Consider the following 19,967-nt stretch of genomic DNA (forward strand, 5'->3'; position numbering starts at 1 on the left):
GGTCCTCCTGCCTCGCGTCGCTCGCGGGAACGGGATTGCAAGAGCGGGGCCGGACGGCGCCGGCCGGGCTATATCGCCTCCATGACCGACATCCCGAAGGCCCCCGCCGAGGGCCGCCTCGCCGAGGGCCACTTCGCCACCTGGCGCCGCGCCGCCGCCGCCCGGCTCGGGCCGCTGCGCCACCTCCCCGCCCTGTTCCGTCTCGCCCTCGCGACCGATCCGCGCCTCGGCCTCGCCAGCCTGGTCTTGCGCCTCCTGCGCGCCGGGCTGCCGGCCCTGATGCTCTACGTCGCCAAGCTCGTGGTCGATGCCGTGGTGGCCGGCCGCGCCGGGCCGCCACCCGTGTCGGGCTGGCTCGCCGATCCGCGGCTGCACCACATCGGAATCCTCGTCGGGATCGAGCTCGGGCTCGCGGTCGCCTCCGACCTGCTCGGACGCGCCACGTCCTATGTCGACGGCGTGCTGGCGGAAAAGGTTGGCAACGCCACCACCTTGCGGCTGATGGCGCATGCCGCCTCCCTCGATCTCGAGCAGTTCGAGGACAGCGCGGTGCAGGACCGGCTCGAACGGGCCCGGCGCCAGGTCGCCTGGCGCTCGAACCTGATCGGGCAGCTCCTGGGCCAGCTCCAGGACCTCGTCACGGCGCTCACCCTGGCGGTGGCGGTCGGCACGATGCTGCCGGGGCTGGTGCTGCTCCTGGTGCTCGCCCTGATCCCGTCCTTCCTCAACGAATTGTACTTCAACGCCCGCGGCTACCGCCTCGCCTGGCGCCGCAGCCCGGACCGGCGCGAGACCGACTACCTGCGCTATCTCGGCGCTGACGCGGCGAGCGCCAAGGAGGTCAAGCTGTTCGGCCTCGCCGGCCACCTCGCCGAGCGGTTCCGCGCCCTCGCCGACCGGCTGCTCGCCGAGAACCGGGACCTCGCCCGCCGGCGGGCGCTGGCCGGCGGCGGCTTCGCGACGCTGGGCACGCTCGCCTACTACCTCGCCTACCTGGTCATCGCCGGGGAGGCGCTCGCTGGCACGCTGACCGTCGGCGACCTCACCTTCCTGGGCGGCGCGTTCCTGCGCCTGCGCGGCCTCGTCGAGGGGCTGCTGCTCGGCGCCTCGCAGCTGCTCGGCCAGGCGCAGTATCTCGACGACCTGTTCTCGTTCTTCACCATCGCGCCGACGCTCCGCTCCGGAACGCTGAGCGTGCCGGAGCGCCTGCGCGAGGGCTTCGTGTTCGAGGATGTCGGCTACCGCTATCCGGGCGAGAGCCGCTGGGCGGTGCGGCACCTGTCGCTCCGGATCGGCGCCGGCGAGGTGGTGGCGCTGGTCGGCGAGAACGGCGCCGGCAAGACCACGCTGGTCAAGCTGCTCACCCGTCTGTACGCGCCGACGGAGGGGCGCATCCTCCTCGACGGCCGCGACCTCGCCGAGTACGACATCGACTCCCTGCGCGACCGCATCGGCGTGATCTTCCAGGATTTCATGCGCTTCGACTTCACGGCCGGCGACAACATCGCGGTCGGGCGCATCGGCGCGCGGGAGGACCGGGACGGCATCGCGCTGGCGGCGCGGCGGGCGCTCGCCGATGCGGTGATCGAGCGCCTGCCGGGTGCCTACGACCAGCGCCTCGGCCGGCGCTTCGAGGACGGGGTCGAGCTGTCCGGCGGCGAGTGGCAGAAGGTGGCGATCGCCCGGGCCTACCGCCGCGACGCCGCGATGCTGGTCCTCGACGAGCCGACGGCGGCCCTCGATGCCGGGGCCGAGGCCGAGGTCTTCCGCCGCTTCGCCGACCTCGCGGCGGGCCGCAGCGCGCTCCTCATCTCGCATCGCTTCTCCACCGTGCGCCGGGCCGACCGGATCGTGGTGCTCGCCGGCGGGCGGGTGCTGGAGGAGGGCACCCACGCCGAGCTGGTGGCTTTGGGGGGGCGCTACGCCGAACTGTTCGAGCTTCAGGCCGCCGGCTACCGCTGAACCGCCTCGTAATCGGCGAGGTCGGCGGCGTCGGTGATCGCCGCGCGGGCGGCGCGATCCAGGCGCGCGGCGAGGCGGGCGACGGCCGGCGCGGCGTAGGGGCGCGCGGCGCGCAAGGACGCGAGCGTCTTGGCGAGGCGGATCGTGACCTCGATCTCCGCGACGCCCTCGCGGATCAGCGGGCGGAACGCGTCGGTCAGCATGTCGTCGAGGGTCGGGCGCGGCACGTGGACGGGCGGGCGTCCGGCGAGGTCCCCGCCCTCCGGCTCGTCCGGCGGCAGGTGCAGGAGCACCCGCAACAGGGCGTTCAGGACCTCGATCGCCGTGCCGGGATCGTTGGTGGCCGGCGCCAAGGCCCGGCTCGCGATCTCGGACAGCGCGATCAGGCCGAGGCGCGGATCCTGGTCGAAGCGCCGGTGCCGCTCGATCGCGAAGGCCACCGACAGGGCGGCGCCGTGCTCCGCGGCATCGCCCTCGACGTGGAGCAGGGGCCGCGTCGGGTGGACCAGCGTGCCCGGCAGCGCCGCGACATGGACCACGAGGCCGTGGCGCTCCGCGAGGCCCCCGAGCGAGGCGACGTCGATATGGGTGACGTAGCCGGTCTTCTCGGCGAAGACCGGCACCGCTCCGGGCGGCACCGCGGCCGCCGGCCGGCCGCCGAGCCGCGGATCGGCCGCGAAGGCGCCCATCGCCGCGCAGGCCGCCTCCTCGACGCGGTCGATCACGTCGCCCATGCGGCCGAAGGCGGTGATGTGGCCGATCCAGCGCAGGAGCGTGATCACCACCACCGCGACGACCAGCACCGTGCCGGAGAACAGGACGACGCGGCCGCTGTCGCCGTAGACGCTCGATTGCAGCCCGATGATGCCGACGACCGAGAACACGAAGGCGCCCAGGAAGGTCGACAGCGCGTTCTGCGAGGTCGGGTCGCCGATCAGGAGCTGCGTCGCCCGGGGCGTCGCGAGCTGGGTCGCCGAGCCGTAGGCGCTGACCATCGCGGTGAGCGAGAAGGTCGTGACCGCGAGCATGCTCGAGGCCATGATCTGGAGGATCGTCCCGACCGCGTCCTGGCCCAGGTTCCCGTGGACGTCGCCGGGCAGGAGCGGCCCGACGAGCGCCGCCACGACCGCCAGCGCCACGCCGAACAGGCTGATCAGCGCCGCGCGAAACCAGACCTGGCGGACGACCCGCCTTCCCATCCACGCCCAGCGGCCCATCCGATCCTACCCGTCCGGGGCGCTCCGCGCTCCCCGGGACAAGTCTAGGGCAAAGCTGCCGGGGTGGCAGGGCTGGCCATGGATGATCCCGTCGTCAATGGTCCGGCCGGCCCGGGTCGGACGCGCCCTCCTGCTCGGCGCGATCGTGGTCGAGCTGGCGCATCAGCTCGGCGAGGCGCGGGTCGAGCCCTTCGTCGAGCACGGGTTCGTAGAGGGCCTGGAGGTAGCGGCCAAGCCGCTCCCGGCTCGCCGCGTCGAGGGTCGGGCCGCCATCCGCCGGCTCGCGGGATCTGGCCGTCTCAGAGCTTGCCGACTCGGATCCGGCCGACTCAGATCTGGGCGTCTCGGAATCGAATGCGATCATCGGTCCTACATTTGGCGCCCGGCGGCAGCCGGCAAGCCTCCAACACCGGCGCGGACCGCGGAGTTCAACCGGCCGCCGGCACGGCGATCTTGAACGGGGCTGATTCCGCCGCGCCGTTCCGACACGATCTGCCGCGTCCCGGCCGAATCCGCGAGTGGCACCTGCTTCGGCGAGGCCGAAGCCAATCATGCCTTCCGACGCGATCGCCCGAGACGCCGAACACGGCCTCGACGTCGCTCGTCGACACGGTCACCTCGCATCCGTCACTCCGGTGCACCAGGGCGATCCGGCAGGCCGTCGCGGGTTGCCGCCGTCCCGAAGCGAGACGGTTGGCCGCAAGACCGGAACCGCTGCCGGATGCACCCGTTGGCCGGCGTAACCGGAGGGACCAGACCATGCGCTTTCCGACGATGCGCTTGACCGTTCCGCTCGTCCTCGCCTGCGGCCTCGCGGCGCCGGCCCTGGCCCAGACCGGCCGGCCGCCGGCGCTCCTCATCCACGGCAATTATTGCGGCCCGGGCAACAACGCCCCGCTGCCGCCGATCGATGCCCTCGACGCGGCCTGCGCCCGGCACGACGCCTGCACGCCCCGCGGCGGGCTGCCCTCGGCGGCCTGCAACGCCCGCCTGCAGCGGGAGGCGGAGCTGATCTCCCGCGACCTGCACCAGTCCCGGGACCTGCGGGACGCCGCCGGCTTCGTCGCCTTCGCGGCCGGAATGATGCCGTCCCGCCCGCAGGTCGCGTCCGGGCCCACCGTGGCGGTGCCGGAGGCTCGCCCCGTCGGGCACGTCGATCCGGCCCCGGGAATCGACGAGGACGACGACGAGTAGGCGCCCTACAGCGGATAGGTCACGCCCGTCAGCGTCTCTGACAGGGCCCAGAGCCGCGCCGCCGCGGCCGCGTCGCTTGCATGGGGCTCGATCGTCGCTGGCGCCGGATCGCCGCGCACCTCCCACAGGCCGTCCGGGCCGTAATAGCCCCCGCCCTCGGCCTCCGGCGCCGTGGCGGCGTAGAGCAGCGGCAGGGCGCCCCGCGCCGCCGACTGGCCGATGAGCCCGAGAAGGCCGGCGCCGATGCGCGCGGCGAGCCTCCCGGCCCGGTCGCCGCGCCGGGCGATGGCGGTCGCCGCGACCCCGGGATGCGCGGCGATCGACCGGATGGGAGACCCGGCGGCGCGCAGGCGCCGGTCGAGCTCGAGCGAGAACATCAGCATCGCGAGCTTGGTCTGCCGGTAGGCGCTCTGCGGCCCGTAGGCGCGGCGCAAGTGCAGGTCGTCGAAGGCGATCTTTCCCGAGCGGTGGGCGATGCTCGCCACCGCGACGATCCGGGTGCCGTCGTGCGCCCGCAGGCTCGGCAGCAGCAGCCCGGTCAGGGCGAAGTGACCGAGATAGTTGGTGGCGAGCTGGCGCTCGAACCCGTCCTCGGTCTCCTCGCGCCGCGGCACGGCGGCGATGCCGGCATTGAGGAGCAGGATGTCGACCGGCCCGCCCTCCGCGCGCCACTGCGCCGCGAAGGCGCGGACCGAGGCGAGGCGTGCGGTGTCCAGTGCCCGGATCGCGACCTGTGCGCCGGGATGCGCCCGGCGGATCGCCGCGGCGGCTCCCTCTGCCTTGCCCGCGTCCCGGGCGGCGAGCACGATCTCCGCCCCGGCGCCGGCGAGCGCCAGGGCCGCCTCGTAGCCGATCCCGCTCGTCGCGCCGGTGACGATCGCGCGGCGCCCGGCCTGGGACGGGATCAGGGCGGTGGTCCAGGGCATCCGGCGCTCCGTCGATCGGGGGAGAGCCCCGAGATGGGGACGCGATCATCGGCAGGAAGGGGCAGGACGGATCGAAACCGGCCTCGTGCACGTTCCTTGCACGCCCAAATTGCGTCGCCCGTCCGGGCCGCGGGGACAGGAGGCTATGAGGGGACCCGCATGATCGGCCGGCTGCTCTCGACCCTGCGCCCGCTCAAGGCCCCGGAGCCCGGGGAGACGGCCGCGGAGGAGGCTGTCCTCGCCGCTCCGCCGGACGACATCGTCCGGTTCCCGCCGATGCGGCCGCTCGCCCCGCCGCCGGCGGTGAACGACGATCCGGAGGGGACGTTGCGCGACGCCGTCGAGGAGGCTTTGCGCGCCGCCGGCTATCTGCCGGAACCGCCGGCGGGGTGAGGGTCCGAGCCGGCACGCCCTGCCGCGCTCCCCCGCCTCGCGCTGGGATGCCGACCCGGACGAGACGGACCCGCCGGAGATCGCTGCCGTAGGGGCGCCGAGGTGACTTTACCAACGCGCCGGGCCTGATAACGATCGCGGCCGGGACGAGCGAATCGCCCGGGGGAGGGCTGCCGGCGTGCGCGAGGGCGGAGACGATGCGGCCGCTTCGGGCGGCCTCGCGGCGGTCCGGAGTGCGGAACGACCGGACGCGACCTTCCGCCCTTCGGAGATCTCCATGACGCCCGCCACGCCCCGCCTCCACGCCCGCACCGGCCTGTCCGTCACGGCCCTCGGGCTCGGCTGCGCCCAGATGGGCGGCCTCTATCGGCCGACCAGCCTCGCGGAGGCCGCCGGGGCATTCCGGGCGGCATGGGAGCGCGGCATCCGCTACTACGACACGGCGCCGTTCTACGGCTTCACGCGCTCGGAGCGCCGCCTCGGCACCCTGCTCACGGAGGAGCCTCGCGGCGAGTACGTCGTCAGCACCAAGGTCGGCCGCGTGATGGTGCCCGATCCGAGCGTCGGCCCGATGGAGGAGGGCTACGCCGACCCGCTGCCGTTCCGCCCGACCTTCGACTACAGCCATGACGGCGTGCTGCGCTCGTTCGAGGCGAGCCGGCAACGGCTCGGCATCCTGGCGCCCGACATCCTCTACGTCCACGATATCGGCCGCTTCACGCATGGCGACCACCACGCCCATCACTGGGAACTGCTGACGACGGGCGGCGGCTTTCGCGCCCTGACGCGGCTGCGCGAGGAGGGGGCCGTGCGGGCGATCGGGCTCGGCGTCAACGAGTGGGACGTGATCGCCGAGGCGATCCGGGTCGCCGATCTCGACCTCTGCATGCTGGCCGGGCGCTACACCCTGCTGGAGCAGGACAGCCTCGGGCTGATGGACGCGTGCGCCCGCCGCGGCATCGGGATCGCGGTGGCCGGGGCGTTCAATTCCGGGCTGCTCGTCGGCAAGGCCACGTTCAACTACGCCGAGGCGCCGCCCGCCATCGCGGCCCGCGCGCAGGCGCTCCGCGCCGCCTGCGCCGAGGAGGGCGTGCCGCTCGAAGCCGCGGCGCTGCAATTCCCGCTGCGCCACCCGGCCGCGCTGACGGTCGTCACCGGAGCCCGCAATGCCGCGCAGGTCGAGGCCAACGCCGCCTGGTTCGCGGCGCCGATCCCGGACGGGTTCTGGGCCCGGCTGAAGGCGCGCGGTCTCCTCGCCGACGCCGCCCCGGTCTGAGAGGGCCCGCCATGCCCGGACGCGTGCCCCGCATCGACGCCCACCATCATCTCTGGCGCCTCGCCGACCGGCCCGGCCGCTGGCCGCCGCCGGAGCTCGCGGCGCTCCACCGCGACTTCACCCCCGACGACCTGGCGCCGCTCCTCGCGGCGGCCGGCCTCGACGGCACGGTGCTGGTCCAGACCCTCGAGGACGAGGCCGAGACCGCCGCGATGCTAGCCCTCGCCGCCCGCAACCCCGTCATTCTCGGCGTCGTCGGCTGGACCGACCTGAAGGCCGCGGACGCGCCCGAGAGAATCGCCCGCCTCGCCCGCGACCAGTGGCTGAGGGGCCTGCGGCCGATGCTCCAGGACCATCCCGACGATGACTGGATCGCCGACCCGTGCCTCGCGCCCGCGGCCGACGCGATGGCGGCGCACGACCTCGCCTTCGATGCGCTGGTCCGGCCGCGCCAGCTCCCGCATCTCCTGACCTTCGCGGCGCGCCATCCGGCGTTACGCGTCGTGATTGACCACGGCGCGAAGCCGGCGATCGGGCAGGGCGGGTCGCCCGGCTGGGGCGAGGCCCTCGCGGCCCTGGCCGCCCTGCCGAATGTCGCGTGCAAGCTCTCGGGCCTCCTGACCGAGGCGGGGGAGGGCGGGGCGGAAGCCGTGCGCCCCTATGCCGAGGCGATCCTGGCGCTGTTCGGGCCCGGGCGGGTGATGTGGGGCAGCGACTGGCCGGTGCTGACTCTCGCCGGTGAATACGGCGACTGGCTCGCGCAAAGCCGCGACCTCGTTCCGCCCGCCCATCACGACGCGGTGTTCGGGGCGAACGCCGCCGCGTTCTACCGGCTGGATCGTCCCTGAGGAGGTCGTCGCATGCAACGGATGGGCATGGTCATCGGCGTGAACCCGGACCAGATCGCGACCTACAAGCGGCTGCACGAGGCGGTGTGGCCGGAGGTGCTGGACCTCATCAGCCGCTGCAACATCCGCAACTACACGATCTTCCTGCGCGAGCCGGAGAACCTGCTGTTCGGCACTTGGGAGTACCACGGCACCGACTTCAAGGCCGACATGGCCAAGATGGCGGCCGACGCGAAGAACCAGGAATGGTGGAGCCTGACGATTCCCTGCCAGCGGCCCTTCGAGACGAGGGACGAGGACGAGTGGTGGGCGATGATGGAGGAGGTCTTCCACCACGATTGAGTGCACCTCACAAAACTCCCGCAGCGCCGGCGCTGCCTGAGCGAGCGACGTTCGGGATCGGGAGTGCTGTGAGAGACACCGAGCGGCGGCAGGATCGAGCGGCCGAGGCCGCGTTCACCCGTCGCCCGGCGCGAGCCCCGCCTCGATCGCGGCGGTAAGGTCGGCCTCCGGCATCCGGCACCAGTCCTCGGCGAGAGAGAGCCGCACCGAATGCGCGCCGCCTGACGGCGTGCAGACCACCGCCCGGCGCCCTTCGCCGGCGAGCTTGTCCTTCGCCGATTCCGGCATGTCGGCGAGCGCCTCGATGCAGGTCCAGGCGGTGCCGTCCCGGGTGGTCACGTCGCGCTGTTCGGTCATGGTGTCGGGTCCGCTCCGGTCGGGGTGAGGGAGGCCTGCGCGAGGAGGTGCGTCAGGGTGCCGGAATCGACGGTGGCGAGGTGGATGCACTCCGTCGGGCGCCCGCCCGGGGCAGGCGCCGCCGCGAAGGTCCGGCGCTTGGCCGAGACCGGCATGTCCCGCTCGTCCCCCCTCGATTCTCATCACCAGCGACACCCCGTCTCCCGCCAGCCGGGCGAGCCGGCGCCGGCCGATCCGGAAGACAGGCCCGGCCGCCGTCGCATGCTCCGCGACATCCGGCAGGGTGCCGGCCGCCCGCCGGACAACCTCGAACCAGAGCGAGGGTTTCGGGGGTGCGGTCTCGCGGCGCGGGCGTCTCATCGCGCTCCGACGCGGCCGCGCGCTCCGCCGCCTGTTGGAGGCGGAAGTGCTGCCGCGGTCAGGAGCCTCACCGCCGCCCGCCCCGCTGCACCGGCCCCACTCCTTCCGCCACCCCGAACATGGCCGGCTGCGCCCTTGCGGTGAGCCCGCGCAAGGCGAGGCCCAGCGCCTCGAGCCGCTCCTCCGTCAGCTGCCCTTGGAACAGGTGGGCCGCCACCACGAGGCGCGGGCGGCCGGTGCGGTCGCACAGGGCGGCCGCGACCGAGGTCACGCCGCGGATGAGGTGGCCGAGATCGACGGCGTAGCCCCGGGCGGCGGCGGCCTCGACCTCCGCCAGGAAGGTGTCGAACGCCACCGGCACATGCCAGCGGATCGCCCCGAACCGGGCCCGCAGGGTGGCGCGGGGCAATTGGCCGGCGCGCTCTCCGGCCGCCGCCACGGCCCGGCCGATCGCGCCCGCATAGGCCGGGATGCGGGTGGCGAGGCGGAACTCGATATGGATGCCGCTCGCCGGCACGATCCGCCCGAGGAGCAGCGCCTTGTCGTCGGGCGCCACCTGCCAGATCGTCGTCGTCGCCTCGAACTCCGTCGCGATCGGCTGCAGGCCCGGCTGCAGCAATTCCACGTCTGAGCGGTTGAGGAGCGGGCGCGCCACCTCCAGCAGGCCGAGGCCGAGCCGGTAGGTCTTGGTCTCCGGCACCAGCGCGACGAAGCCCTCATGCACGAGGGTGCGCAGGATGTTGAGCGTGGTCGAGGGGCTGACCCCCGCCGCGCGGGCGATCGCCGTGACCCCGAGCGCGTCCCGCGCGCCCGCGATCGCCCGCAGGATCGCGGCGGCTTGCGTCACCGCCCCGACCTCGCGGCCGACCTCCATCACGATCGCCCGGTCGCCGGCCGCCTCGCGCCGCTCCTCCAAAGCCCACCCCTTGCCGCGCGGATCGTTTACGGTCCAGAATAGCGTTCAGCGGACAGAATGAAAACGACGATCCGCGCGCGGCCCGGAACACCGGGCGCAGACATCATGGGAGGACCAGGATGGCACGGACCCGACGGGCCCGGATGGCGCGCCGCGCCGGCGCGATGCTGTGGGCGCTCGGCGCCACGACCGCGCTCTTCGCCCCCTTCGCGGCCCCTTCCGCGGCCCGCGCCGATGGCGACGTGCTCCGGATCGGCATCATCACCGACATGAGCGGGCAGTACAGCGAGGGCAACGGCGAGGGCTCGGTCGCCGCCGCCCAGCTCGCCGTCGAGGATTTCGGCCCGACGGTGCTGGGCAAGCGCATCGAGATCATCTCGGCCGACCACCAGAACAAGCCCGACATCGCCTCGACCATCGTGCGCAATTGGATCGACACGAAGGGCGTCGACGTGGTGGCCGAGGGCGTGAACTCGGCGGTCGCCCTGGCGATCCAGGCGGTGACCCGCGAGCGCAACAAGATCTTCCTGATCTCGGGTGCCGGGTCCTCGGACCTCACCGGCAAGTCGTGCTCGCCGACCAGCGTGCAATGGACCTACGACACCTACGCCTCGTCGAACGCCACCGCCAAGGCGCTGGTCGCCCGTGGGGGGAAGTCCTGGTACTTCCTCACCGCCGATTACGCCTTCGGCCATGCGCTGGAGCGCGACGCGACCCGGGCGGTCGAGGCCGCGGGCGGCAAGGTCGTCGGCAAGGTCCGCCACCCGTTCAACAATCCCGACTTCTCGTCCTTCCTGCTCCAGGCGCAATCCTCGCCCGCGCAGGTGATCGCGCTCGCCAATGCGGGCAGCGACTTCGCCAACGCGATCAAGCAGGCGCATGAATTCGGCTTGTCCCAGTCGGACAAGATCATGGCGGCGCTCCAGGTCACGCTGACCGATTCCGCCTCCCTCGGCCTCGAGGTGGTGCAGGGCGCGCTGTTCACCGACAGCTTCTACTGGGACCGCACGCCGGAGACCCGGGCCTATGCCGAGCGGTTCTTCGCCCGCCGCAAGGCGATGCCGACCGCCTACCAGGCCGGCGTGACCTCGGCGCTCACCCATTACCTGAAGGCGGTGCAGGCCGCCGGCACCACCGACTCGGCCGCGGTGATGGCGAAGATGCGCGGAACGCCGGTGAACGACTTCTTCGCGCAAGGCGGCAAGGTCCGGGCCGACGGCCGCATGGTCCACGACATGTACCTGATGCGCTTCAAGAAGCCGTCCCAGTCGACGGGCAAGTGGGACCTCTACGAGCTCGTCGCCACGGTTCCGGGCGACGAGGCGTTCCGGCCGCTCAGCGAAGGCGGATGCCCGTATGTCCAGAACTGAGCCCGCCGCCTCGACGACCGCCGTGACGACCGCCGACCTGGCCCCCCTGGTCCGGCCCGGCGCGGTCGCGATCATCGGCGCCTCCGCCGACCCGACCCGCATCGGCGGCCGGCCGATCGCCTACATGCTGCGCGCCGGCTTCAAGGGCGCGATCCTGCCGGTGAACCCCAACCGGGCCGAGGTGCAGGGGCTGGCCTGCTACCCCTCCGTCGCGGCTTTGCCGCAGGTGCCGGACGTCGCGGTGATCGCGGTGCCGGGCGCGGCGGCGCTCCAGGCGGTCGAGGAGCTGGGCGCGCGCGGCACGCGCTTTGCCGTGATGTTCACGGCAGGCTACGCCGAGGTGGACGAGGCGGGCGCCGCGGCGCAAGGCGCCCTCGTCGCGGCGGCGCGGCGGCACAGAATGCGGCTCCTGGGCCCCAACTGCCTCGGCCTGTTCAACGCCGCCGCCGGCTTCTACCCGATCTTCTCCGCGTCGCTCGAGGGCGGGCTGCCGCTGCCGGGGCGGATCGGCATCGCCAGCCAGTCGGGCGCCTACGGCACCCATCTCTTCGCCGCCTGCCGCGCCCGGGGCATCGGCACCGCGATGCTGGTCACCACCGGCAACGAGGCCGATCTCTCGGTCGCCGACGCGATCGGCTGGATGACCCGGGACGACGACCTCGACGTTATCATGGCCTATGTCGAGGGCGTTCAGGACGGGCCGGCCTTCGCCGGCGCGCTCGCGGCGGCCCGGCGGGCGGGAAAGCCCGTCATCATGATGAAGGTCGGCCGCAGCGCGGTCGGCAGCGCGGCGGCGCAGTCGCACACCGCCTCGATCGCCGGCAACGACGCGATCTTCTCCGCGGTGCTCGCCGAGCACGGCGCGATCCGGGCCCGCTCGACGGAAGAACTGATCGACATCGCCTACGCGGCGACGCGGCGGATCTACCCGGTGCCGAACACGCTGGGCGTCATCACCATCTCGGGCGGCGCCGGCGTGCTGATCTCGGACGCCGCCGAGGCGGCCGGCCTGCCGATGCCGCCGATGCCGGAAGAGGCGCAAGCGCGCCTCAAGGCGATCCTGCCGATCGCCGCGCCGCGCAACCCGGTCGATTGCACCGCCCAGGCCTTCAACGACCTGTCGCTGATCGGCCGCTTCACCGAATCGATGATCGCCGATGGCGGCTATTCCTCGATCCTGGCCTTCTTCACCCAGATCGGCGGCGCCCCCAGCATGGCGCCGGCGATCCGCGCCCAGCTCAACGCCGTCAAGGCGCGGCACCCGGACCGGCTCTACGCCCTCTCGGTCCTCGCCCCGGAGGAGCGCAACCGGGAATACGAGGCCGACGGCTACCTGCTCTACGAGGACCCGGCCCGGGCGGTGGTCGCCCTCGACGCGATGGGCCGCCTCGGCGCGAGCTTTTCGGCGCCTGACCCGGCAGAAGTGCCGGCGGGCGAGCCCGTCCGCCTGCCGGAGACGAATCCGAGCGAGGCGGAGGCGAAGCGGCTCCTGGCGGCGGCTGGGATCGCGGCTGTTCCGGAGGCCGTGTGCGCCGACGCCGAGGCGGCGGTCGCGGCGGCCGGGTCCTTCGGCTTTCCCGTCGTGATGAAGATCCTGTCGCCGGACATCCTGCACAAGACCGAGATCGGCGGCGTGCTCCTCGACGTGTCCGACGCCGAGGCGGTCCGGCGCGGTCACGCCACGCTCCTCGAGCGTGCCGCCCGCCACGCGCCGGGGGCCCGGATCGAGGGCGTCCTGGTGGCGCGCCAGGTCAGGGGCGCGGTCGAGTGCATCATGGGCATCCAGCGCGACCCGGTCTTCGGCCCGGTGGCGATGGTCGGCCTCGGGGGAGTCTTCGTCGAGGTGATGCGCGACGTGGTCTTCCGCCGCTGCCCGTTCGGCGAGGACGTCGCCGAGGCGATGATCCGCTCGATCAAGGCCGCGCCCCTGCTCACCGGCGCCCGCGGCCGGCCGCCCTGCGATGTCGCGGCGCTCGCCCGCATGCTGTCGCGCCTCTCGGTCTTCGCCGTCGCGGCCGGGCCGCGGCTCGCCTCCATCGACCTCAACCCGGTCTTCGCCCTGCCGGAGGGGGCGTTCGCGGCGGATGCGGTGATCGAGGTCGGGGAGGCGGGGTGATGGGGCTGGCGGGATCGGGCCGGAGCGCGCCCCCGAACCCTCCCTCCTCTGCGGGGGAGGGTGCCCCGCCGCGAGTGCGAAGCACTCGTGCGCGGGGCCGGAGAGGGGAACCACCATTCCGGGAAAGACCGAATCGTTCTGACGGGCGCGAACTGGACCGGCGTCGCGCTGCCCCTCTCCCGGCCTGCTCCGCCGGCCACCCTCCCCCGTCCCGAGTCGGGCTTGCCCGACTTGGGCACAGGGATGCGGAACTCGGGCTTGCCCGAGTTCCTTGGGGGGAGGGGTCGGGCATCGGCGCCTCCCTGGCAGGCACACCATGACCGACCCCGCCCGCATCCCCGTCATCATCGGCATCGGCGAGGTCGCCGACCGCCCCGACAGTCCCGGCCGCCTCCCGATCGGCCCCGAGCCCGCCGCCCTGATGGCCGAGGCCCTGCGCTTGGCCGATGCGGATGCCGGCGGCGGCTGGCTCCGGCGCGTCGCGTCCCTCGACATCGTCAACGCGGTGTCCTGGCCCTATGCCGACCTGCCGGCCCGCGTCGCCGACCTCACCGGGCACCGCCCCGCCCGCCTCGCCTATGGCCCGGTCGGCGGCGAGACGCCGGTACGGTTCCTGCACGAGGCGGCCCGGCGCATCGCCCGCGGCGAGGTCGAGGTCGCGGCCCTGTGCAGTGGCGAGGCGGAGCACAGCGCGAGCGCGGCGCGCCGGGCCGGTCTCAAGCCCGGGCAGGACGCCGTCCCGCCCTGGACCGCGCCGGACCCCGCCTGGACCAGCCCGCGGGTGCGCGACTACCTCCACCCCCAGGCCCTGCGCCACGGGCTGTCGCAGCCGGTCGTCGTCTACCCGCTCTACGAGACCGCGCTCCAGGCCGCCTGGGGCCAGACCCCGCGCCAGGGCCGCGACGAATCGGCGGCGCTCTGGGCGGCCTTCTCCCGCGTCGCGGCGGAGAACCCGTATGGCTGGCTGCGCCGCCCGTTCACGCCCGACGAGATCGCGACCCCGTCCGCCGCCAACCGGCCGATCGCCTGGCCCTACCCGAAGCTGATGGTGGCTAACCCGGTGGTGAACCAGGCCGCCGCCCTGATTGTCACGAGCTTACGCCTGGCTCGCACCGCCGGTCTCCCGGAGCACCGCCTGGTCCCGATCGGTCCCGGCGCCGCCGCGAACGAACCACGAGACTGGCTGTCGCGCGACCGCTTCGACCATGCGCCGGCGCAGGACGCGGTGCTGTCGGCCACCCTGCGCCGGGCCGGCCTGACCCCCGCCGACCTCGCGGCGATCGAGCTCTACAGCTGCTTCCCTTGTGTGCCCAAGCTGGCGCGGCGCAGCCTCGGCCTGAGCGACGATGCCGTGCCGACCGTGGCGGGCGGGCTGACCTTCTTCGGCGCGCCGCTCAACGGCTACATGGCACATGCTGCCTGCGCGACGGTCCGCCGCCTGCGCGACGCGCCGGGCGCCGCCGGCCTGCTCTACGGCCAGGGCGAGTTCGTCACCAAGCATCACGCTCTCGTGCTGGGTGGGGAGCCCGGCGCGCCGTCCGCGGCGCCGGTCTCGGTCCAGGACGAGGCGGACAGCCGCCGCGGGCCGGTGCCGCCGGTGGTGGAGGAGGCATCGGGCCGCGCTGCGCTCGAGACCCATACGGTGCTGTTCGATCGCGAGGGTGCCCCCGAGAAGGGCGTCGTCGTGCTGCGGCAGGGCGGGTCGCGCCTGCTGGCCCGGGTGCCCGCTGCCGACCGCGCCACCCTCGGGCTGCTGACCGACCTCGACCGCCCGGCCCTCGGGCGCGACGGCATCCTGCGCCCGGCGCCCGACGGGCTCCTCGAATGGGAGGCGGCGTGATGGCGGGTCCGGTCCTCGTCGCGCATGCCGGCGAGCACGTTGCGGTCGTGACGCTGAACCGGCCGGAGGCCCGCAACGCCGTCGATCCGGCGCTCGCCCGCGCCCTCGCGCAGGCCGTCGCCGAGACCGAAGCCGACGACGCCGTCCGCGCCGTCGTGCTCGCCGGGACGGGCCCGGTCTTCTGCGCAGGAGCCGACCTGACGGTGATCTCTGCGGGTGGCGCCGACGATCTCTGGACGCCCGAAGGCGGGTTCGCAGGTTTCGTCCACGCGGTACGGGCCAAGCCCTGGATCGCCGCGGTCGACGGCCCGGCCCTCGCCGGTGGCTGCGAGATCGCGCTCGCCTGCGAGCTGATCGTCGCCGGGGAGGGCGCGAGCTTCGGCTTGCCGGAGGTGACCCGCGGCCTCGTCGCGGCGGCGGGCGGCCTCTACCGGTTGCCGCGGGCGCTGCCGAAGGCCATCGCGCTCGAACTGATCCTGACCGGCGCGCGGCTGGAGGCGGCCCGCGCCCACGCGCTCGGCCTCGTCAACCGGCTGGTGCCGCCGGGCTCGGCCCGGGACGAGGCGGTGGCGCTGGCGACGGGAATCGCCGGCAACGCGCCGCTCGCCGTGCGCGAGAGCCTGGCGGTCGCGCGGTTGGCGCCCGATGCCGACGAGGCGGGCTTGCGCGCCGCGAGCGCCGCGGCCCGCGCCCGGGTCCAGGCCTCGGAGGATTACCGCGAGGGCCCCAGGGCCTTCGTCGAGAAGCGCCCGCCGCGCTGGAGCGGGCGATGAGACCAGGGAGGACGCCCATGGGAATGCTGGACGGCAAGGTCGCGCTCGTCACCGGGGCCGGGGGCGGCATCGGGCGGGAGATCGCGCTCGCCATGGCGCTGGCCGGCGCCAAGGTGGTCGTCAACGATGTCGGAGCCAGCTTGAGCGGCCTCGGCGAGACCTCGGCGACGCCGGGCGAGCAGACCCGCGCCATCATCGAGCAGCGGGGCGGCGAGGCGGTGGTCAACACCGACACGGTGGCCGAGTGGGAGGCCGCGCAACGCATCGTCGCGACCGCCCTCGACGCGTTCGGCCGCCTCGACATCGTGGTCAACAATGCCGGCATCCTGCGTGACCAGATCTTCCACAAGATGACCCCGGAGGAGTGGCTGTCGGTCATCAACGTCCACCTCAACGGCAGCTTCTTCGTCTCCCGCGCCGCCGCCGAGACCTTCCGGCGCCAGAATTCCGGCGCTTACGTCCACATGACCTCGACCTCGGGGCTGATCGGCAATATCGGGCAGGCCAACTACTCGGCGGCCAAGCTCGGCATCGCCGCGCTGTCGAAGTCGATCGCCCTCGACATGGGCCGCTTCGGCGTGCGCTCGAACTGCATCGCGCCCTTCGCCTGGAGCCGGATGACGAGCTCGATCCCCGCCGAGACCCCGGAGCAGAAGGCCCGGGTCGCCAAGCTCCAGGCGATGGGGCCGGAGAAGAACGCGCCGCTCGCGGTCTTCCTCGCCTCCGACGCCGCCGCCCACGTCACCGGCCAGATCTTCGCCGCCCGCCACAACGAGCTGTTCATCTTCAACCATCCCCGCCCGGTGCGCGGCGTGCACCGGGGCGAGGGCTGGACGCCGGAGACCATCGCGGAGCACGGCATGCCGGCCTTGTCGGGCCACCTCGCCCCCCTCGACCGCAGCCCCGACGTGTTCTCCTGGGACCCGGTGTGACCATGACGATCAACGGATGCGCCCACATCGTCGGGGCCTACGAGCACCCGACCCGTAAGGCCCCGGACAAGACCGTGGCCCAGCTCCACGCCGAATCCGCCGCCGGCGCGCTCGCCGATGCCGGACTCAGCAAGGACGACGTCGACGGCTATTTCTGCGCGGGCGACGCGCCGGGCCTCGGGCCGCTGGCGATGGCCGACTACATGAACCTCAAGGTCCGCCACCTCGACAGCACCGATATCGGCGGCGCCTCCTACATCGCCCACGTGGCGCACGCGGCGCAGGCCATCGCGATGGGCAAGTGCAAGGTCGCGCTGATCACGCTGGCCGGCCGGCCGCGCAGCGCCGGCCATTCCGGCACCGCGGCCCGTCCCGTCATCGCCGACGCGCCGGACAGCGCCTGGGAGACGCCGTTCGGCCCGACAACGGTCAACCTCTACGCGATGTGCGCGCGGCGGCATAGGTACGAGTTCGGCACGACCGCGGAACAGCTCGCCTGGATCAAGGTCGCGGCCTCGCACCACGCGCAGCATAATCCGCACGCCATGCTGCGCGACGTGGTGAGCGTCGAGGACGTGCTCGCCTCGCCGATGGTCGCCGACCCGCTGCACCGGCTCGATTGCTGCGTCGTCAGCGACGGCGGCGGGGCGCTGGTGGTGGTGCGGCCCGAGATCGCCCGCAGCCTGAAGCGCCCGCTGGTGCGGGTGATGGGCGCGGGCGAGGCGCAGAAGGGCCAGCTCGGCGGCGAGGTCGACCTGACCTACTCGGCGGCGCGCCATTCGGGGCCCGCGGCCTTCGCGGAGGCCGGGGTGACGCCCGCCGACATCAAGTACGCCTCGATCTACGACAGCTTCACCATCACGGTCCTGATGCAGCTCGAGGATCTGGGCTTCTGCGCGAAGGGGGAGGGGGGCCGCTTCGTCGCCGACGGCAACCTGATCTCGGGGACCGGAAGACTGCCGTTCAACACCGATGGCGGCGGCCTGTGCAACAACCACCCGGCCAACCGGGGCGGCATCACCAAGGTGATCGAGGCGGTGCGGCAATTGCGGGGCGAGGCGCATCCGGCCGTGCAGGTGAGGAATTGCGACCTCGCCGTCGCGACCGGGATCGGCGGCCTTCTCGGCAGCCGCCACGGCGCCGCGACCCTGGTGCTCGGGAGGGAGTGAGACGATGACCCGCATCTCCTTGCGCGACGGCGACTGGCCCGATCCGCCCGCGAGCCCCGAAGCCGCGCCCTTCGTGGCGGCGGCCCGCGAGGGCCGGTTCCTGCTGCGCCGCTGCACCGCCTGCGGCAAGGCGCACTGGTACCCGCGCGCGCTATGCCCGTTCTGCTTCGGTGAGACCGCCTGGGAGGAGGCCTCGGGCGAGGGCACCGTCTACAGCTACACGGTTCTCACCCGCGAGGACCCGCCCCGCGCGATCGCCTACGTCACCCTGGCGGAGGGGCCGACGATGCTGACGAGCCTCGTCGACTGCGAGGCCGAGCAGATCGCGGTCGGCCAGGCGGTGCGGCTGGTCTTCGTGACGTCGAAGAACGGCACGCCGGTGCCGTGCTTCCGGCCGGCCGGGGCGGGCGATCCGTCGGGCGCGGAGCCGGCCCCGTAGGCGCGAGGCGCACGGCCATCCGGTCGCCGGGCTCCTCCGGGTCTGAGCCTCGCGGAGAGTGGTCCGGCGGTGCCGACCCAACGGAACCCGCCGGCCGGCGGAGCATTGTCGGGCGCCATGCGGGGCCCTGAGATCGCGTCCCCGCCTTGAGGTGGAGACCGCCCCGTGACGCTCATCTCCCGTCGTGACACGCTGGCCGCCGCGGCAGCCAGCCTCGTCACCACCGCCGCCAGCGCGCAGACCCCGGCCCCGTCCGGACCGACGCCGATCCGCGGCAGGAACGGGGCGGACATCGTCGGCCCGACCAACCCGGCCCGGCAGGCCGCGGAGCCGTTCACCACCCGCCCGCCGAAGACCGACCACGGCACGATGCCGAACCTCAAATGGTCGTTCACCGACAGCCACATGCGCCTGGAGGAGGGCGGCTGGGCGCGCCAGACCACCATCCGCGAATTGCCGGTCTCGACCGCCATGGCGGGCGTCAACATGCGCCTCAAGGCCGGCGTCGCCCGGGAGATGCATTGGCACAAGGAGGCGGAGTGGTCCTACATGCTCAAGGGCCGCGCCCGCATCACGGCCGTCGACCAGGCCGGGCGGACCTTCGTGGACGATGTCGGTGAGGGCGACCTCTGGTACTTCCCGTCCGGCATCCCGCACTCGATCCAGGGGCTGGAGAGCGAGGTCGACGGCTGCGAGTTCCTCCTCGTCTTCGACGACGGCCATTTCTCGGAAGACTCGACCTTCCTGATCACCGACTGGCTCGCCCACACGCCGCGCGACATCCTGGCGAAGAATTTCGGGGTGCCGGAATCGGCCCTGGCCCAGCTGCCGGACAAGGAGAAGTACATTTTTCCGGCGCCGATGCCGGGCCCGCTCGCCGGCGACCGCACCGGCGGCGCCGGCCCGGTGCCGGAGGGCTTCAGCTACCGCATGCTGGCGCAGGAGCCGATCCGCACGAAGGGCGGCACCGTCCGCATCACCGATTCCAAGGTCTTTCCGGCCTCAAAGACCATCGCGGCGGCCCTCGTCGAGCTGGAGCCCGGGGCCTTGCGCGAGCTGCACTGGCATCCGAACGGCGACGAGTGGCAATACTACCTCTCGGGGCAGGGCCGGATGACGGTGTTCGGCTCCGAATCGAAGGCCCGCACCTTCGACTACCAGGCCGGCGACGTCGGCTACGTGCCGTTCGCCATGGGTCATTACATCGAGAATACCGGCGCGACGCCGCTCCGCTTCCTCGAACTGTTCCGCAGCCCGGCTTATGCCGACGTCTCGCTGAACCAGTGGATGGCGCTGACCCCACATGCGCTGGTGCGGGCGCATCTGACCATCGACGAGTCGGTGCTGGCCGGGCTGCCGGCGGGCAAGACGCCGGTGGTGCCGGGGTGATGTGACCGTAGCCCGATCTAACGTAAGACGAACAAAGCGCGGGATCCCCTCTCGCGTGTGGGACAGAAATTAGGGGCGATCGAAGATCGCGCGGGGTGGCACGTTTCCGCGTAAAGATCGAACGGTCGTGCTGGCAGCAGAACCGTTC

At 73.2% G+C, this 19,967-nt stretch carries 20 protein-coding genes; 14 read left to right on the forward strand and 6 right to left on the reverse strand.

What is annotated here, in order from left to right:
• Positions 1–81 precede the first annotated feature (81 nt).
• Positions 82–1,962, forward strand: a complete 1,881-nt coding sequence (locus tag DA075_RS02630; protein ID WP_099951880.1) for an ABC transporter ATP-binding protein — start codon at positions 82–84, stop codon at positions 1,960–1,962.
• Here the strand turns inward: DA075_RS02630 and DA075_RS02635 are convergent.
• Positions 1,953–3,179 carry a DUF2254 domain-containing protein gene (locus DA075_RS02635; protein ID WP_099951881.1) on the reverse strand — a complete coding sequence of 409 codons (1,227 nt, stop codon included), beginning with the start codon at positions 3,177–3,179 and terminating at the stop codon, positions 1,953–1,955. The genes DA075_RS02630 and DA075_RS02635 overlap by 10 nt on opposite strands.
• Before the next feature lie 94 nt (positions 3,180–3,273).
• The gene (locus tag DA075_RS02640) at positions 3,274–3,543 is read right to left on the reverse strand and encodes a hypothetical protein (RefSeq protein ID WP_099951882.1); all 270 of its coding nucleotides are present in this window, start codon (positions 3,541–3,543) and stop codon (positions 3,274–3,276) included.
• A gap of 395 nt (positions 3,544–3,938) precedes the next feature.
• On the opposite strand from DA075_RS02640, the gene DA075_RS02645 reads away from it, so the two are divergent.
• Positions 3,939–4,373 carry a phospholipase A2 family protein gene (locus DA075_RS02645; protein ID WP_244936490.1) on the forward strand — a complete coding sequence of 145 codons (435 nt, stop codon included), beginning with the start codon at positions 3,939–3,941 and terminating at the stop codon, positions 4,371–4,373.
• Positions 4,374–4,378: 5 nt separating this feature from the next.
• On the opposite strand, the gene DA075_RS02650 is transcribed toward DA075_RS02645, so the two are convergent.
• On the reverse strand, positions 4,379–5,299 hold the full coding sequence (locus DA075_RS02650; RefSeq protein ID WP_099951883.1) for an oxidoreductase: 921 nt from the start codon (positions 5,297–5,299) through the stop codon (positions 4,379–4,381).
• 159 nt (positions 5,300–5,458) lie between these two features.
• Here DA075_RS02650 and DA075_RS02655 point away from each other — a divergent pair, with 159 nt between their 5' ends.
• The 4 genes from DA075_RS02655 (at position 5,459) to DA075_RS02670 (ending at position 8,158) form a co-directional block, all read left to right on the forward strand.
• On the forward strand, positions 5,459–5,692 hold the full coding sequence (locus DA075_RS02655; RefSeq protein ID WP_099951884.1) for a hypothetical protein: 234 nt from the start codon (positions 5,459–5,461) through the stop codon (positions 5,690–5,692).
• Between the two features lie 277 nt (positions 5,693–5,969).
• Positions 5,970–6,968 carry an aldo/keto reductase gene (locus DA075_RS02660; RefSeq protein WP_099956358.1) on the forward strand — a complete coding sequence of 333 codons (999 nt, stop codon included), beginning with the start codon at positions 5,970–5,972 and terminating at the stop codon, positions 6,966–6,968.
• Positions 6,969–6,979: 11 nt separating this feature from the next.
• Entirely contained in the window at positions 6,980–7,816 is an 837-nt protein-coding gene (locus tag DA075_RS02665; RefSeq protein WP_099951885.1) for an amidohydrolase family protein, read from the forward strand.
• A gap of 12 nt (positions 7,817–7,828) precedes the next feature.
• Positions 7,829–8,158 carry an L-rhamnose mutarotase gene (locus DA075_RS02670; protein ID WP_099951886.1) on the forward strand — a complete coding sequence of 110 codons (330 nt, stop codon included), beginning with the start codon at positions 7,829–7,831 and terminating at the stop codon, positions 8,156–8,158.
• 114 nt (positions 8,159–8,272) lie between these two features.
• Here the strand turns inward: DA075_RS02670 and DA075_RS02675 are convergent, their stop codons facing one another.
• From DA075_RS02675 to DA075_RS02680, 3 genes are all read right to left on the reverse strand, one after another.
• Positions 8,273–8,515 (reverse strand): hypothetical protein, encoded by a 243-nt coding sequence (locus DA075_RS02675; protein ID WP_099951887.1) that lies wholly within the window; start codon positions 8,513–8,515, stop codon positions 8,273–8,275.
• Entirely contained in the window at positions 8,512–8,670 is a 159-nt protein-coding gene (locus DA075_RS36355; protein WP_164712195.1) for a hypothetical protein, read from the reverse strand. The genes DA075_RS02675 and DA075_RS36355 overlap by 4 nt, the downstream gene beginning before the upstream one ends.
• 272 nt (positions 8,671–8,942) lie before the next feature.
• On the reverse strand, positions 8,943–9,791 hold the full coding sequence (locus tag DA075_RS02680; RefSeq protein WP_099951888.1) for an IclR family transcriptional regulator: 849 nt from the start codon (positions 9,789–9,791) through the stop codon (positions 8,943–8,945).
• A gap of 119 nt (positions 9,792–9,910) precedes the next feature.
• Here DA075_RS02680 and DA075_RS02685 point away from each other — a divergent pair, with 119 nt between their 5' ends.
• The 8 genes from DA075_RS02685 (at position 9,911) to DA075_RS02720 (ending at position 19,819) form a co-directional block, all read left to right on the forward strand.
• Positions 9,911–11,161: an ABC transporter substrate-binding protein gene (locus DA075_RS02685; RefSeq protein WP_232386492.1), complete on the forward strand. Its 1,251-nt coding sequence runs from the start codon at positions 9,911–9,913 to the stop codon at positions 11,159–11,161.
• Positions 11,148–13,277, forward strand: coding sequence for an acetate--CoA ligase family protein (locus DA075_RS02690; RefSeq protein ID WP_099951890.1), 2,130 nt, complete (start codon positions 11,148–11,150; stop codon positions 13,275–13,277). Before DA075_RS02685 ends, DA075_RS02690 begins: the two co-directional genes overlap by 14 nt.
• Positions 13,278–13,593: 316 nt before the next feature.
• Positions 13,594–15,117 carry an acetyl-CoA acetyltransferase gene (locus DA075_RS02695; RefSeq protein ID WP_099951891.1) on the forward strand — a complete coding sequence of 508 codons (1,524 nt, stop codon included), beginning with the start codon at positions 13,594–13,596 and terminating at the stop codon, positions 15,115–15,117.
• Complete coding sequence (locus DA075_RS02700) at positions 15,117–15,890, forward strand: enoyl-CoA hydratase-related protein (RefSeq protein ID WP_099951892.1); 774 nt, start codon at positions 15,117–15,119, stop codon at positions 15,888–15,890. The genes DA075_RS02695 and DA075_RS02700 overlap by 1 nt, the downstream gene beginning before the upstream one ends.
• A gap of 17 nt (positions 15,891–15,907) precedes the next feature.
• On the forward strand, positions 15,908–16,822 hold the full coding sequence (locus DA075_RS02705) for an SDR family NAD(P)-dependent oxidoreductase (protein ID WP_099951893.1): 915 nt from the start codon (positions 15,908–15,910) through the stop codon (positions 16,820–16,822).
• A gap of 2 nt (positions 16,823–16,824) precedes the next feature.
• Entirely contained in the window at positions 16,825–17,991 is a 1,167-nt protein-coding gene (locus tag DA075_RS02710) for a thiolase domain-containing protein (RefSeq protein ID WP_099951894.1), read from the forward strand.
• Positions 17,992–17,995: 4 nt separating this feature from the next.
• Positions 17,996–18,430, forward strand: coding sequence for a Zn-ribbon domain-containing OB-fold protein (locus DA075_RS02715; RefSeq protein WP_099951895.1), 435 nt, complete (start codon positions 17,996–17,998; stop codon positions 18,428–18,430).
• Between the two features lie 165 nt (positions 18,431–18,595).
• Complete coding sequence (locus tag DA075_RS02720) at positions 18,596–19,819, forward strand: oxalate decarboxylase family bicupin (protein ID WP_099951896.1); 1,224 nt, start codon at positions 18,596–18,598, stop codon at positions 19,817–19,819.
• Positions 19,820–19,967: the final 148 nt, after the last annotated feature.

Source organism: Methylobacterium currus, assembly GCF_003058325.1.
In the GTDB taxonomy this organism is placed as follows: domain Bacteria; phylum Pseudomonadota; class Alphaproteobacteria; order Rhizobiales; family Beijerinckiaceae; genus Methylobacterium; species Methylobacterium currus.

What these genes read in the sequence shown, in the direction of transcription:
- DA075_RS02710 (WP_099951894.1), top strand. Translation starts at nt 16,825, where the DNA reads ATGACGATCAACGGATGCGCCCACATCGTCGGGGCCTACGAGCACCCG.
- DA075_RS02715 (WP_099951895.1), top strand. Translation starts at nt 17,996, where the DNA reads ATGACCCGCATCTCCTTGCGCGACGGCGACTGGCCCGATCCGCCCGCG.
- DA075_RS02675 (WP_099951887.1), bottom strand. Translation starts at nt 8,515, where the DNA reads ATGACCGAACAGCGCGACGTGACCACCCGGGACGGCACCGCCTGGACC.
- DA075_RS02685 (WP_232386492.1), top strand. Translation starts at nt 9,911, where the DNA reads ATGGCACGGACCCGACGGGCCCGGATGGCGCGCCGCGCCGGCGCGATG.
- DA075_RS02660 (WP_099956358.1), top strand. Translation starts at nt 5,970, where the DNA reads ATGACGCCCGCCACGCCCCGCCTCCACGCCCGCACCGGCCTGTCCGTC.
- DA075_RS02690 (WP_099951890.1), top strand. Translation starts at nt 11,148, where the DNA reads ATGTCCAGAACTGAGCCCGCCGCCTCGACGACCGCCGTGACGACCGCC.
- DA075_RS02670 (WP_099951886.1), top strand. Translation starts at nt 7,829, where the DNA reads ATGCAACGGATGGGCATGGTCATCGGCGTGAACCCGGACCAGATCGCG.
- DA075_RS02645 (WP_244936490.1), top strand. Translation starts at nt 3,939, where the DNA reads ATGCGCTTTCCGACGATGCGCTTGACCGTTCCGCTCGTCCTCGCCTGC.
- DA075_RS02700 (WP_099951892.1), top strand. Translation starts at nt 15,117, where the DNA reads ATGGCGGGTCCGGTCCTCGTCGCGCATGCCGGCGAGCACGTTGCGGTC.
- DA075_RS02630 (WP_099951880.1), top strand. Translation starts at nt 82, where the DNA reads ATGACCGACATCCCGAAGGCCCCCGCCGAGGGCCGCCTCGCCGAGGGC.
- DA075_RS02665 (WP_099951885.1), top strand. Translation starts at nt 6,980, where the DNA reads ATGCCCGGACGCGTGCCCCGCATCGACGCCCACCATCATCTCTGGCGC.
- DA075_RS36355 (WP_164712195.1), bottom strand. Translation starts at nt 8,670, where the DNA reads ATGCCGGTCTCGGCCAAGCGCCGGACCTTCGCGGCGGCGCCTGCCCCG.
- DA075_RS02705 (WP_099951893.1), top strand. Translation starts at nt 15,908, where the DNA reads ATGGGAATGCTGGACGGCAAGGTCGCGCTCGTCACCGGGGCCGGGGGC.
- DA075_RS02640 (WP_099951882.1), bottom strand. Translation starts at nt 3,543, where the DNA reads ATGATCGCATTCGATTCCGAGACGCCCAGATCTGAGTCGGCCGGATCC.
- DA075_RS02650 (WP_099951883.1), bottom strand. Translation starts at nt 5,299, where the DNA reads ATGCCCTGGACCACCGCCCTGATCCCGTCCCAGGCCGGGCGCCGCGCG.
- DA075_RS02695 (WP_099951891.1), top strand. Translation starts at nt 13,594, where the DNA reads ATGACCGACCCCGCCCGCATCCCCGTCATCATCGGCATCGGCGAGGTC.
- DA075_RS02655 (WP_099951884.1), top strand. Translation starts at nt 5,459, where the DNA reads ATGATCGGCCGGCTGCTCTCGACCCTGCGCCCGCTCAAGGCCCCGGAG.
- DA075_RS02635 (WP_099951881.1), bottom strand. Translation starts at nt 3,179, where the DNA reads ATGGGCCGCTGGGCGTGGATGGGAAGGCGGGTCGTCCGCCAGGTCTGG.